Source organism: Rugamonas apoptosis, from assembly GCF_014042355.1.
Classification (GTDB): domain Bacteria; phylum Pseudomonadota; class Gammaproteobacteria; order Burkholderiales; family Burkholderiaceae_D; genus Rugamonas; species Rugamonas apoptosis.
The window spans coordinates 329885-343437 of the sequence record NZ_JACEZU010000006.1; the positions used below are offsets into that span (position 1 = coordinate 329885).

The following is a 13553-nucleotide window of genomic DNA, read 5'->3' on the forward strand; positions in this document are numbered from 1 at the left end:
AGCTTGTATCATTGCGACAATTGCGCCACAAGCGCAGTCCCTTCACACTGAATTCAACAGGACCATAGCAATGCCCATCAAAATCAGCCACCAATTCGACGCCGGCGCGATCGACGTGCTGCGCGCGGACGACCCGTCCGCCATCGAGCTCAATATCCGCAAGGACTCGCACGCCGACATCACCCAATGGTTCTTCTTCCGCGTGCAGGGCGCGCGCGAGACGTCGCTCACCATGCGCTTCCTGAACGCGGGACAGACCGCCTATCCGGATGGCTGGAATGAGTACGAGGCGGTGGCCAGCTACGACCGCGAAACGTGGTTCCGCGTGCCCACCAGCTTCGATGGCCAGGTGATGACGATCGACCACACGCCTACCCACGACAGCGTGTACTACGCCTATTTCGAACCCTACTCGTGGGAACGCCACCTGGCCCTGCTCGATTCGGCGCAGCTGTCGCCGCTGGTGCAACTGGAAGACCTGGGCAGCACCATCGATGGCCGCGACCTGAATATGCTGGTGATCGGCAATCCGGCCGCCGAGAAGAAAGTGTGGGTCATCGCCCGCCAGCACCCTGGCGAGACGATGGCGGAATGGTTCGTCGAAGGCATGGTGGAAGCGCTGCTGGACCCGGCCAACCCGTTCGGCCGCCAGTGCCTGACGGAGGCGGAATTCTACGTGGTGCCGAACATGAACCCGGACGGATCCGTGCGCGGCAACCTGCGCACCAACGCGGCCGGCGCCAACCTCAATCGCGAGTGGATGACCCCGACCATGGCGCGCAGCCCGGAAGTGTTCCTGGTGCGCGAGAAGATGCACGAAGTGGGCTGCGACCTGTTCCTCGACGTGCACGGCGACGAAGGTTTGCCCTATGTGTTCGTGGCCGGCAGCGAATCGCTGCCCGGGTTCACGGCCGAACAGGCGGCGGCCCAGCAAAAGTTCATCAGCGACTTCAAGATCGCCAGCCCGGACTTCCAGGATGAACATGGCTACGGCGCCACGCCATTCACGGCCGAGACGCTGACCATGGGTTCGCCCTACGTCACCCACGCCTTCGGCTGCCTGTCGCTGACGCTGGAAATGCCGTTCAAGGACAACGCCAACGATCCCGATCCCGAAGCCGGCTGGAGCGGCGCCCGCAGCGCCGAATTGGGCAAGTCCATCCTGCAACCGGTGCTGCAAGCGCTGCGCGCCCAGTAAGCACTCACTCGCATCCGAGGCCAGTGCCCCGCGGGGTCAGCCTCATCGCCCCACGGGGGGCAGTGCCAACATTCGTACACGGACTCGTGCACGATGTAGGCACTGGCCCCGCTTCCCGTTGGCACGGCGCCCGCCTCCCAGCCGCCGCTTTCCTCTCCGCATTGCCCCCGCCTTCCCACCCCGCGTCAAATCAAGCTCCCCCAACTGGCGTATTGCCACCAACCAAATCGCAAATTATAATCATTCTCATTTGCAGTTAAATTCACCGCAAGATGACTATGCAGACAACGATTTCCGCGACCATGACGCGCCTGGCGGGCGCCGCCCTGCTGCTGGCCCTGAGCGCCTGCGGCGGCTCCTCCTCCTCCGGCAATGCCACCGCCCCCTCGCCTACTTCCAGCCTGAGCGAACCCGCCCAACTGGGGGCGTTGATCTTCAGCGACCAGTCGTTGTCCGCCTCCGGCCGCCAGTCCTGCGCCAGCTGCCATAACCCGGCGAATGCTCACGGCCCCACCAGCGACCTGGCGGCCGAACTGGGTGGCCCGGACGGTACCACGCCCGGCTTCCGCGCCGCGCCCTCGCTGCGTTACCTGGACCGCACGCCCGCTTTCGCCTTCGCCAAGGACGGTACGCCCACGGGCGGCTTCGACCGCGATGGCCGCGTCCAGTCGCTGGCCGAGCAAGGCCAGCGTCCGTTCCTGGCGCCGCACGAAATGGCCAACGCCAGCGTGGACGATGTCATCGCCCGTCTAAAGAAAACGCCGTACGCGGCCCGCTTCCGCCAGCAATTCGGCGACACCATCCTCGACCAGCCCGAACAAGCGTTCAGCCGCATGACCTTCGCGCTACAGCAGTTCCAGCTGGAAGATGCATCGTTCCACCCCTACGATTCCAAGTACGACCAATTCCTGGCCGGTAAAGTGAAACTGGCCGACGCCGAACTGCGTGGCCTGGCCCTGTTCAACAACCCCACCAAGGGCAATTGCGCGGCCTGCCACACGAGCGCCCGCGGCGCGGACGGCGCGGCGCCCCTGTTCACGGACTTCACCTTCGACAACCTGGGCGTGCCGCGCAACCCGCGCCTGGCCGCCACCGCCGACCCGGCCTACTTCGACCTGGGCCTGTGCGGCCCGGACCGCACCGACCTGACCGAGCGCGCCGACCTGTGCGGCGCCTTCAAGGTGCCAACGCTGCGCAACGTAGCCACCCGCAAGGTGTTCTTCCACAACGGCGCGTTCAGCAACCTGACGGACGTGGTGCGCTTCTACGTCACGCGCGACACCAATCCCGCGCTGTGGTATCCGGTGGCCGCCGACGGCACGGTGCAGAAGTTCAATGACCTGCCGCCTCAATATCGCGCCAACGTCAACGTGACGGAAGTGCCCTACAACCACCAGCCCGGCATGGCGCCCGCGCTGTCGCCGGACGAAATCAACGACCTGGTGCAGTTCCTGGGCACGCTGACCGACGGCTACCAGAATTAATCTTAAAACCCGCAGACAAGAGAGAACATGATGAGCAAGATGATGAATAAGCGCGTGATCGCCATGGCCCTGACGGCCGCCTTCCTGAGCGCGCCGCTGGCCGCCACCGCCGGCGAAGCGGAACTGATGCAGCGCATCGAAAAGATGGCCGCCGAACTGGAACAGCTGAAGGCTGAACTGCGCGCCAGCGTCAAGAAGACGGATGCCGTCGAGCAGCGCCAGCAAGCCATGGCCGCCGCTCCGGCCCCTGCCGCCACCCCTGCCGCCGCCGCACCCGCGCCACAAATCGCCGCCTCCGCGCCCGCCACCATCGTCACCGGCTACGGTGAAATCAATTACAACCGTCCCACCAAGGACGCCAGCGGCGCCCAGGCCGACGTGCGCCGCGCCGTGATCGGCATCACCCACCGCTTCGACGAGAAGACCAAGCTGGTTTCCGAATTCGAATGGGAACACGGCGTGGTGTCGGCCGACGACAAGGGCGAGAGCGAAGTCGAACAGCTGTACGTGGAGCGTGAATTCAGCAACGGCCTGCGCGGCAAGGCCGGCCTGTTCCTGATTCCTTCGGGCCTGCTCAACACCAATCACGAACCGACCGCCTACTACGGCGTCGAGCGCAACTTCGTCGAAACGGCCATCATTCCATCGACCTGGCGCGAAGTGGGCGTGGGCCTGTCGGGCGACACGGCCGCCGGCCTGACCTGGGATACCGGCATCACCACCGGCTTCGACCTGGGCAAGTGGGACGCCACCTCGGAAGATGGCCGCGAATCGCCGCTGGGCGCCATCCACCAGGAAGGCCAGCAAGCCAAGTCGCGCGACCTGAGCGTGCACGCGGCCCTGAACTGGCGCGGTGTACCGGGCCTGCTGGTGGGCGGCTCCGTCTTCACCGGCAAGGCTGGCCACAAGGCGGCCGGTTTCGCCGGCCAGGATGCCCGCATCACCGTCTACGACCTGCACACCCGCTACACGCCGGGCCACTGGGACCTGTCGGCCCTGTACGCGCGCGGCCAGATCAACAACACGGAAGCGCTCAACGCCACGCTGGTGGGCAGCCCGACCCCGGTGCCAAGCAGCTTCGCCGGCTGGTATCTGCAAGCGGCCTACCAGTTGCTCAAATCGGGCGACTACGTGCTGAGTCCCTTCGCCCGCTATGAGCAGTTCAACACGGCCAAGACCTACGCTGGCCTGCCGCAAGGCCTGGACGTGGCCACCGGCACGGACGAGAAAGTGGCCACCGTCGGCGCCAACCTGAAAGTGGGCGAAGGCGTGGTGCTGAAAGCCGACTACCAGAAATTCCGCGAAGATAAGACCCGCGACCGCCTGAACCTGGGCGTGGGCTTCTCGTACTGATTCCGGTACCGACCATGCGCTACCTGGCCCTGATCCCGCTGGCGGCCGGCGCCGCCTGCGCGCCTGCCTTCGCCACCCAGTACCTGAACGTGGAGCAGGCGCAAAAGCTCATGTTCGCGGACGCCACCAGCTTCCGCGAACAGAATCTAGCGCTCACCCTGCCGCAGATGCAGCAGGTGGAAAAGCTGGCCGGCCTGCCGGCCCGCTCCGTCAACTGGCGCGTGTTCGGGGCCTACAAGGGCGACGCCCTGCTTGGTTTCATGGTGCTGGATGACGTGATCGGCAAGTTCGAACTGATCTCGTACGCCGTCGGCCTCAATCCCGACGCCACCATCCGCCAGGTGGAAATCCTGGCCTACCGCGAAAGCCACGGCGGCGAAATCCGCACCCCGGCCTGGCGCCGCCAGTTCGTGGGCAAGACGGCGCCCGCCGGGCTGGCCATCGGCGACGGCATCGCCAACATCAGCGGCGCCACGCTGTCGTGCACCCACCTGACGGACGGCGTGCGGCGCATCACCGCCATCGCCCAGGTGGCGCTGAAAAAATGATACGGCGCGCCCAGCCCTGGCTGGGAACCATGGTGGAAATCACCGTGGCTGGCGCCGATCCGGCGCCGGACGCGCAGCAAGCCGTCACGCACGCCATCACGCAAGCGTTCGCCCAAGTGGCGCTGGTGCACCGCTTGATGAGCTTTCACGATGGCGCCAGCGACGTGGCCCGCCTCAACCTGGCCTGGGCCAGCGAAACCATCGCCGTCCATCCCCACACCTGGCAAGTGCTGCACCTGGCGCAGCAGGTGGCGGACCAATCGGACGGCATCTTCAACATCGCCTGCGCACCGCGCCTGGTGGACTGGGACTGCCTGCCGGCGCCCCAGCCGGACCTGCCGGCCTACCGCCCCGGCGTGACCGTGCTGCGCTGCGAAGCGAACCACATGGTGCGCAAGGCGGCGCCGGGCTGGATCGACCTGGGCGGCATCGCCAAGGGTTACGCCGTCGACCTGGCCATCGCCGCGCTGCGCGAGGCCGGCGTGGTGAGCGCCTGCGTCAACGCCGGTGGCGACCTGCGCGCCATGGGCGACGCGCCCTGGCCGGTGGCGATCCGCGACCCGCGCGCGCTGGCACAGGCGGGCGCCCGCCTCACCCTCACCAACGAAGCGCTGGCCACCTCGGCCAACTATTTCACGGCGCGCCGTCACGCCGGACGCCAGGTCAGCGCCCTGGTGGACGGCCGCGACGGCAGCCCCATCACGGATGGCGCCAGCGTCTCGGTGCGGGCCGCCACCTGCGCCGTGGCCGACGCGCTGACCAAGGTGGTGCTGGCCAGCGGCGATGCCGAACATCCCGCATTGCGCGCCATGGGCGCCACAGCCTTTATAATCTAGGCGATGCACACTCAGACCACCCAACAACGGGCCTCCGCCCGCCACCACATCAACCTCAAGCTGGAACGCTGGCACCGGCGCAGCGTCTTCGTCAGCCTGGCCTTGTTGCTGGCCAGCGGCGCCGCCTGGCTGGTGGCGCGCTACTGGCTGCGCCAGGCCGGCCAGTTCGGTGAAACCGTGCACCCGCTGGAGCCGTGGGCGATGAAGCTGCACGGCGCGGCCGTCATGCTGACCCTGTTCTTTCTTGGCAGCCTGATGAACGCCCACATCCGGCGCGCCCTCAAGGCCGGCCGCAACCTGGCCACGGGCTGGGGCATGATCGTCACCATGCTGTTCCTGATCGCCACCGGCTTCGGCCTGTACTACCTGGCCGGCGAAAGCGACCGCCCCGTGTGGTCCGCCCTGCACTGGGTGGTGGGGCTGGCGACGGGCGTGCTGTTCCTGCTGCACATCCTGCTGGGACGGCGCGGCAACCCGCACCGCCACCACTAGAGCGTCGCCCTTCCTGCGGCGCCGCAAGTGATGGCGCGCGCTGCGGAACATAGCGGCTTACTTGTCCTTGTAGACGCCGCAGCTGACGATCAGGTCCTCGTATTTTTCAAAATACATGGATTTCGGTTCAATGGTCTTGGAAATGGGGTTGACGAACTTGTAGTCCTGCCAGCCCTTGCCCTTGGTCTTGGCCAGTTCCAGGCGCTCGCGGATGTACAGCTTACCGTCCTGGTCCTTGATGTCGATCAGGTTCACACCCTGCATGCGCTTGTTGCTGCCATGGGCCAGTTCCACGCCCTTCAAGTCCATGATGGTCACGTACAGGTCGCGGTCGCGATAGGTGGGGCTGAGGGTGTTGATTTCCGCGATGGTCTTGTCGCGGCCGTTGGCCTTGATGGCGGCGATCACCTTGTGCACCATCTGCACGGCCTGTTCCGCCGTCCCATGTTCTTCCGCAAAGCAGTTGCCGACCAGGCACAGCGCGCTGATCAGGAATGCCGAAATGAATTTAGCCATGTTGATGTCTCCGTTGATGGTGAGCCGCCGGATGATCAAACCAACAAGATTGATAACCGAACGTATCCACCAGTATCCCCCCGCAACGTGCTGCCGCTCAATAAGGGACTACACGTAGCCACCAAATAGAATGGGGACGTAGCACATTTTTAAATGTGCTACGTCCCCATTTTTCAGGCGCTGACGCTTATTTGCCGCCGCGTCCGGCGCTGATCAGGTAGTTCTGCATGGTCGCCTCGGCCACCGACGCCCACTGGTTCTGATCCTGGCGGAAGCGCTTCCACGGTTCATAGATCTTCTTGAACTTGGCGTTCTTGGCCGCTTCCTCGTTCATCACGTCGTTGGCCGCCTTGTAGCAGGCATCCATCGTGTCTTTCGGGAAGTTGCGCAGCTTGACGCCATTCTTCAGCAGGCGCGCCAGCGCCACCGGGTTCTTGGCGTCATACTCGGCCTGCATCACCACGTGCGCCTCGTAGGTCGCCACTTCCAGCGCGGCCTGGTATTCCTTGGGCAGCTTTTCCCATTCCTTGATGCCGACATAGAACGAGAACGAAGCGCCCGCCTCCCACCAGCCCGGCGCGTAGTAGAACGGCGCCACTTTGTAGAAGCCCAGTTTTTCATCATCGTACGGGCCGACCCATTCGGCCGCGTCGATGGTGCCCTTTTCCAGCGCCGGATAGATGTCGCCGCCGGCCAGTTGCTGCGGCACCAGGCCCAGACGTTCCATCACCTTGCCGGCGAAGCCGCCGATGCGCATCTTGGTGCCCTTCAGGTCGGCCACGGTCTTGACTTCCTTGCGGAACCAGCCGCCCATCTGGGTGCCGGAGTTACCGCCCAGGAAGTTGATGATGCCGTAGCCCTTGAAGAATTCCCGCGTCAGATCGCGTCCGCCGCCCTGGTCGTACCAGGCCGTGTGCTGGCGCGAGGTGAGGCCGAACGGCACCGCGCAGTCGAAGGCGAAGGTGGCGTCCTTGCCGAAGTAGTAGTAGGAGGCGCTGTGGCCCATCTCCACCGTGCCCGCCTGCACCGCGTCCATCACTTGCAGGCCGGGGACGATCTCGCCGGCCGCGAAGCTGCGGATATTGAATTTACCGCCCGTCAGCTGGGCCACGCGGCGCGTGAAGGTATCGGCCGCGCCAAAGATGGTGTCGAGCGATTTGGGGAAGCTCGACGCCAGGCGCCAGTTGATGGTGGGCAGGCCATCGGCGGCCAGGGCTGGTGCGGCGATCACGCCGGCGCCCGTGCCCGCTGCCGCTTTCTTCAGGAAGGAACGACGTTCCATGCTGTGTATCTCCTCTGTTTGTGTGTAGGCATAACGCTGATGCACGTCACAGTGTATGAGCAGTGAGGAAAGCTTGCAACGAAAATAAAGACGGCCGCGCGAGGCGGCCGTGCTGCACTGCGGCGAGGACGATAGGACAGCGGCCGGTCAGGCGCCGGCCACCACCATCTTCTCGATCAGGATGGAGCCGGTCTGCTTGGTGCCGCGCACCAGCACGTCCGCGCCCACGGCCACGATCTGGGCCAGCATGTCCTTCATGTTGCCGGCGATGGTGATCTCCTCCACCGGATACTGGATCACGCCATTCTCCACCCAGTAACCGGAGGCGCCGCGCGAATAGTCGCCCGTCACGTAGTTGGTGCCCTGGCCCATGAGCTCCGTCACCAGCAGGCCGGTGCCCATCTTCTTGAGCATGGCCACGAAGTCGTCCGACGGCTTTGTATTGGACGAAGTGAGCGACAGGTTGTGCGAACCGCCCGCGTTACCCGTTGTTTTCATACCCAGCTTGCGGGCCGAATAGGTCGACAGGAAGTAGCCCTGCACCACGCCATCCTTGACCACGTCGCGCTTGACGGTGCGCACGCCCTCCTCGTCGAACGGGGCCGAGCCGACGGCGCCGATCACATGCGGATCCTCGTGGATCTGGATGTGGGACGGGAACACGGCCGTACCCAGCGAATCGAGCAGGAAGGTGGACTTGCGGTACAGCGCACCGCCCGAGGTGGCCTGCACGAACGCGCCCAGCAAACCGGCCGCCAGCGGCGCCTCGAACAGCACCGGGCAGGTGCGGGTATCGATCTTGCGCGCATTCAGGCGTGCCAGCGCCCGTTCGGCGGCGTAGCGGCCGATGGCCTCGGGCGAGGACATCAGCTTCGCATCGCGCACGGAGCTGTACCAGTCGTCGCGCTGCATCTTGGCGCCCTTGCCGGCGATGGGCGCCACCGACAGCGTGTGGCGCGAATATGGATAGCCGCCGATGAAGCCGCGCGAATTGGCCGACACGAAGTGCGACTGCTGCACATGCACGCCGGCGCCCTCGCTGTTGGTGATGCGCGGATCGACGGCGAATGCGGCCGCCTCGGCGCGCTGGGCCAGCGCCACCGCTTCCTCGGTCGTGATATTCCATGGGTAGAACAGCTGCAGGTCGCGCGGGTCCATCTCCAGCATGTCCGCGTCGGCCAGGCCGGCGCAATCATCGTCGGCCGTGAAGCAGGCGATGTTGTAGGCAGCTTCCACCGTCGCGCGCAGCGCGGCCGGCGAAAAGTCGGAGGTGCTGGCGTTGCCGCGCTTCTGGCCGATGAACACCGTCACGCCCATGCCCTTGTCGCGGTTTTGCTCGATCGTCTCGATCTTGCTCTTGCGGACCGAGACGGACAGGCCGCTGCCCTCGCTGATTTCGACGGCGCAATCGGTGCCGCCCTTCTCGCGGGCGTAGGCCAGCACGTCGCGTGCGAGCTGTTTCAATTGGTCCTGGCTATGGGTAAAAACGGAGTCGCTCATGTGGTGATTTCTTCGGATGACCGCTAAAACAGTTATCATAGCAGTCGTTTACAGTTTATAGGGGCGGCCTTGCGCCAAACCGCAAGTTAATATTATGGTAAATCCAAACCGCGGTGCCGTCGGCTACCAATCATCCGAGTTCGAGCAGGAATACGAACGTCCCTCCAAATCGGAGCTCAAGCGCCTGATGAATGCGCTGCAGGAACTGGGCGAGGCGCTGGTGGCCGAGCCGCGCGACCGCGTCAAGCGCGTGCCCATGCCCGAGGACGTGCGCGACGCCATCCTCGAATGCCAGACCATTACCAACCACGAAGGCCGGCGCCGCCAGATGCAATTCGTGGGCAAGAAGATGCGCACCCTGGACGAGGCCGAAGTGGCCCTGATCCAGAAGACCATCGACGGCTGGAAAGGCGCCTCCAAGGCCGATACGGCCGCCATGCACGCGCTGGAGCGGCGCCGCGAGAAGCTGCTGGCCGACGACAAGGCGCTCACCGTGCTGCTGTCGGAGAACCCGGAACTGGACGTGCAGCACCTGCGCACCCTGATCCGCAATGCCCGCAAGGAACAGGCCGAGAACAAACCGCCCAAGGCCTACCGCGAAATCTTCCAGATCCTCAAGCAGGTCGAGGCCAAGAAGAACAAGCCGGCCGCCGACGCGCAGGATGACGACGAAGACGGCGAGTCCGGCGATGAGTAACAACGCGGAACTGGTGATCGGCCTGGTGTCGGTATCGGACCGCGCCAGCGGCGGCGTGTACCAGGACCAGGGCATCCCCGCCCTGCAGGACTGGCTCACGCGCGCGCTGACCACCCCATTCCGGGTCGAAACCCGTTTGATCGCCGACGAGCGTCCCCAGATCGAAGCGACCCTGGTCGAGCTGGTGGACCAGGCCCGCTGCCACCTGGTGCTGACCACGGGCGGCACCGGTCCGGCGCGGCGCGACGTCACGCCCGAAGCCACGCTGGCCGTGGGCAGCAAGGAAATGCCGGGCTTTGGCGAACAGATGCGCCAGATCAGCCTGCGCTTCGTGCCGACCGCCATCCTGTCGCGCCAGACGGCCGTGATCCGCGAGACGGCCGGCCACGCGGCCCTGATCATGAATCTGCCGGGCCAGCCCAAGGCCATCCAGGAAACGCTGGAAGGCTTGCGCGACGCCGACGGCAACAGCGTGGTGGGTGGCATCTTCGCCGCCGTGCCCTACTGCGTGGACCTGATCGGCGGCCCGTACATGGAAACCGATCCCGCCGTCTGCAAGGCGTTCCGGCCCAAGTCGGCGCTGCGCCCGGCCGCCACCTGACCCGCATGCGCCGGCGCCGCCGCACCGTGGCGCTGGCCGCGCTGGGCGCGTTGGCCGCCGGCGCGCTGTCCATCGTCCCCTCTTACGCAAGGAAAGCCATGAGCACTCTGCTGCAAACCATCGACATCGAATCGGCCCCCAATCCCACCGTGGCCATCATCTGGATGCACGGCCTGGGTGCCGACGCCAACGACTTCGTGCCCATGGTGCGCGAACTGGACCTGGCCGGCCTGCCCGGCATCCGCTTCGTGTTCCCCAACGCCGAGATGATGCCCGTCACCATCAACGGCGGCTACGTGATGCGCGCCTGGTACGACATCGTGGCCACCGACCTGGGACGCCATGAGGACGAAAAAGGCTTGCGCGTGTCGCAGGGCCAGGTGGAGGCGCTGATCGCACGCGAGAACGCGCGCGGCATTCCGCTGGAACGCATCATCCTGGCCGGCTTCTCGCAAGGCAGCGCAATGACGCTGCAAACGGGCTTGCGCCAGGCCGGCAAGCTGGCCGGCATGATGTGCCTGTCCGGCTATGTACCGATCGCCGACAAGGCCATCGCGGAACACACGGCCGCCAGCAAGGCCACCCCGATCTTCATGGCGCACGGCCGCATGGACCCGGTGGTGCCGGTGGCGCGCGCCGAACAGTCGCGCGACCTGCTCAAGCAGCTGGGCTACAACGTGGAATGGCACGAATACCCGATGCAGCACTCCGTGTGCCAGGAGGAAGTGGCGCACATCAGCGCGTGGCTCAAGCGGGTGCTGGGCTGACCCAGACACCTGCACAAGGCGCCCGCCGTCACTTCGGCAACGGCGCCGCGCGCGATGGCGGCGCCGGGGTCTGCGCCGCGTTCATCACCATCGCCAGAAAAGTGTAATAACCGTTTATCCCCATCAGGTCGACCACGCCGTGTTCCCCGAAGCGCGCCAGCGCGGCCGCGTAGGTATCGTCGCCAACGCGCTGGCGCTGGTGCAGCTCAATACAGAAGTCGTGCACCAACGCCTCGTCTTCCGCCATGCCTTCGGGCCGCTGGCGCGCGGCGATGGCCTCGATGATAGCCGGCGCGATGCCGCTATCGTGCGCGATGGGCGCGTGAATGGCCCATTCCACGGGCTGGCTCCACTGCCGCGCCGTCACCAGTATCGCCAGTTCCGACAGGCGCGTACCAATGGCGCTGCGGTAACGCAGATACTCCCCCATGCGCTGGGCCGCCTCCATCAGTTCCGGGCTACGTATCAACGGCACGAACGGCCCATACAGCGCACCGCGCGGGCCGTCGATCACGGCCTGCGCCGCCACCTGCTGGGCGGCGCTGAGCTGGGCAAAAGGAATGGGAGGGAGGCGGTCGGTCATTGGGGCGTCTTGTAGTGATTTTGCTGGAATCTTCCAGCATATTCTGCGGCAGCACAACCCTTGCCTCCGAGTACGTTCAACTTAGCCCGATATGGCGCCGCCCTATTTGACCGGCCGCAGGCTGTCCGGTCTGCCGTGCCAAAAAAATACGATTGCTCTCGGTAAATATCAACAGTACGCAATCCAATTCCGCTTATCCTTCGCTGTCGCCCCTTTCCTCTCCCCAAAGAGAACGCAATGAACAACACCAGCCACATCATCCACCGCAACCTGCGCCACCAGCCGCCCACCGCCACCAGCGCCTCCGGCATGCTGATCCACGACGCCAGCGGTAACAGCTATCTTGATGCCAGCGGCGGCGCGGCCGTGTCCTCGCTGGGCCACGGCCACCCCGACGTGCTGGCCGCCATGCACGCGCAGATCGACCGCAACGCCTATGCCCACACCGGCTTCTTCACCACCGACGTGGCCGAGGAACTGGCGGCCCGGCTGGCGGCGGACGCGCCGGGCGACCTGGATCACGTCTACCTCGTGTCGGGCGGCTCGGAGGCGATCGAAACGGCGCTCAAGCTGGCGCGCCAGTATTTCGTGGAGTCCGGCCAGCCGGAGCGCACCATGTTCATCGCCCGCCGCCAGAGCTACCATGGCAACACGCTGGGCGCGCTGGCCCTGGGCGGCAACGAGTGGCGCCGCCAGCATTTCGCGCCGCTGCTGATGGACGTGGCGCGCGTCTCGCCCTGCTACGAATACCGCGACCGCGCGCCCGGCCAAAGCGTGGACGATTACACCTTATGCCTGCTGGCGGAACTGGAAGCGTGCATCGTCGAGACGGGGCCGGAGCGGGTGATCGCGTTCTGCGCCGAGCCGGTGGTGGGCGCCACCGGCGGCGCCGTGCCGCCCACGCCGGGCTACTTCCGCGGCGTGCGGGCGCTGTGCGACAAGTACGGCATCCTGTTCATCGCGGACGAGGTCATGTGCGGCATGGGCCGCACCGGCACACTGTACGCGATCGAGCAGGAGGATGTGGTGCCGGACCTGGTGGCGCTGGGCAAAGGCCTGGGCGCCGGCTACGCGCCCATCGGCGCCGTGCTGGCGCGCGCGCCCATCGTGGCGCGCCTGCGCGACGGCAGCGGCGTGTTCCAGCACGGGCATACCTACATGGGCCATCCGGTGGCGGCCGCCGCCGCGCTGGCGGTGCAGCAGGTGATCCGGCGCGATGACCTGCTGGCCCAGGTGGCCGTGCGCGGCGCGGCCTTGCGGCGCCTGCTGGAACGCACCTTCGGCGCCCATCCCCATGTGGGCGATATTCGGGGACGCGGTCTGTTCCTGGGACTGGAACTGGTGCGCGACCGGGACAGCAAGGAACCGTTCGCACCGGAGTTGAAACTGCACGCCGCCATCAAGGCGCAGGCCATGGCGTGCGGTCTGATGGTGTACCCGATGGGCGGCACCATCGACGGCCGGCGCGGCGACCATGTCCTGCTGGCGCCACCGTTCATCGCCACCGAGGCCGATCTGGTCGAGGTCGTGGGTCGCCTGGGCGAAGCGCTGGCGCGCGCCCTGGCGCGCGTGCGCTGACAAATGCGATTGGGGACGTAACACAATTTCGCGAAATCGAAATCGTGTTACGTCCCCAAATTCGTTAAGCTTGGCAGAATTCGAAACGCCGAACCGGGGTCAGGCTCCCCGCCTTGGC

14 protein-coding genes are annotated in these 13553 nt (G+C 65.8%); 10 read left to right on the forward strand and 4 right to left on the reverse strand.

Going from position 1 to position 13553, the window contains the following annotated elements:
- Nucleotides 1-70: 70 nt before the first annotated feature.
- The 6 genes from H3H39_RS14255 (at nt 71) to H3H39_RS14280 (ending at nt 5911) form a co-directional block, all read left to right on the forward strand.
- Entirely contained in the window at nt 71-1198 is a 1128-nt protein-coding gene (locus H3H39_RS14255) for a M14 family metallopeptidase (protein WP_182154040.1), read from the forward strand.
- A gap of 272 nt (nt 1199-1470) precedes the next feature.
- Nucleotides 1471-2682 (forward strand): cytochrome-c peroxidase, encoded by a 1212-nt coding sequence (locus tag H3H39_RS14260; RefSeq protein WP_375540425.1) that lies wholly within the window; start codon nt 1471-1473, stop codon nt 2680-2682.
- A 27-nt stretch (nt 2683-2709) separates the two neighbouring features.
- Nucleotides 2710-4035, forward strand: coding sequence for a putative porin (locus H3H39_RS14265; protein WP_229218034.1), 1326 nt, complete (start codon nt 2710-2712; stop codon nt 4033-4035).
- A gap of 14 nt (nt 4036-4049) precedes the next feature.
- Nucleotides 4050-4583 (forward strand): FMN-binding protein, encoded by a 534-nt coding sequence (locus H3H39_RS14270; protein ID WP_182154042.1) that lies wholly within the window; start codon nt 4050-4052, stop codon nt 4581-4583.
- A complete protein-coding gene (locus tag H3H39_RS14275) occupies nt 4580-5419 on the forward strand; it encodes an FAD:protein FMN transferase (RefSeq protein ID WP_182154043.1) in 840 nt (279 codons plus the stop codon). The genes H3H39_RS14270 and H3H39_RS14275 overlap by 4 nt, the downstream gene beginning before the upstream one ends.
- Before the next feature lie 3 nt (nt 5420-5422).
- A complete protein-coding gene (locus tag H3H39_RS14280) occupies nt 5423-5911 on the forward strand; it encodes a DUF4405 domain-containing protein (protein ID WP_182154044.1) in 489 nt (162 codons plus the stop codon).
- Between the two features lie 57 nt (nt 5912-5968).
- Here H3H39_RS14280 and H3H39_RS14285 read toward each other — a convergent pair whose 3' ends face one another.
- The 3 genes from H3H39_RS14285 to pmbA form a co-directional block, all read right to left on the reverse strand.
- Complete coding sequence (locus H3H39_RS14285) at nt 5969-6427, reverse strand: cache domain-containing protein (RefSeq protein WP_182154045.1); 459 nt, start codon at nt 6425-6427, stop codon at nt 5969-5971.
- A 187-nt stretch (nt 6428-6614) separates the two neighbouring features.
- Nucleotides 6615-7709 carry a TRAP transporter substrate-binding protein gene (locus tag H3H39_RS14290; RefSeq protein ID WP_182154046.1) on the reverse strand — a complete coding sequence of 365 codons (1095 nt, stop codon included), beginning with the start codon at nt 7707-7709 and terminating at the stop codon, nt 6615-6617.
- A gap of 147 nt (nt 7710-7856) precedes the next feature.
- Nucleotides 7857-9209: a metalloprotease PmbA gene (gene pmbA, locus H3H39_RS14295; protein WP_182154047.1), complete on the reverse strand. Its 1353-nt coding sequence runs from the start codon at nt 9207-9209 to the stop codon at nt 7857-7859.
- 94 nt (nt 9210-9303) lie between these two features.
- Between pmbA and yjgA the strand changes: the two genes are divergently transcribed.
- The 3 genes from yjgA to H3H39_RS14310 all read left to right on the forward strand — a co-directional run bounded on the left by yjgA (nt 9304) and on the right by H3H39_RS14310 (nt 11274).
- Complete coding sequence (gene yjgA, locus H3H39_RS14300; protein WP_182154048.1) at nt 9304-9906, forward strand: ribosome biogenesis factor YjgA; 603 nt, start codon at nt 9304-9306, stop codon at nt 9904-9906.
- Nucleotides 9899-10507 (forward strand): molybdopterin adenylyltransferase, encoded by a 609-nt coding sequence (gene mog, locus H3H39_RS14305; RefSeq protein WP_182154049.1) that lies wholly within the window; start codon nt 9899-9901, stop codon nt 10505-10507. The genes yjgA and mog overlap by 8 nt, the downstream gene beginning before the upstream one ends.
- A 98-nt stretch (nt 10508-10605) precedes the next feature.
- Nucleotides 10606-11274: an alpha/beta hydrolase gene (locus H3H39_RS14310; protein ID WP_182154122.1), complete on the forward strand. Its 669-nt coding sequence runs from the start codon at nt 10606-10608 to the stop codon at nt 11272-11274.
- A 28-nt stretch (nt 11275-11302) separates the two neighbouring features.
- On the opposite strand, the gene H3H39_RS14315 is transcribed toward H3H39_RS14310, so the two are convergent.
- The gene (locus tag H3H39_RS14315) at nt 11303-11857 is read right to left on the reverse strand and encodes a carboxymuconolactone decarboxylase family protein (RefSeq protein WP_182154050.1); all 555 of its coding nucleotides are present in this window, start codon (nt 11855-11857) and stop codon (nt 11303-11305) included.
- A gap of 237 nt (nt 11858-12094) precedes the next feature.
- Here H3H39_RS14315 and H3H39_RS14320 point away from each other — a divergent pair, with 237 nt between their 5' ends.
- Nucleotides 12095-13435 carry an aspartate aminotransferase family protein gene (locus H3H39_RS14320; protein ID WP_182154051.1) on the forward strand — a complete coding sequence of 447 codons (1341 nt, stop codon included), beginning with the start codon at nt 12095-12097 and terminating at the stop codon, nt 13433-13435.
- The last annotated feature ends 118 nt before the right edge of the window (nt 13436-13553 follow it).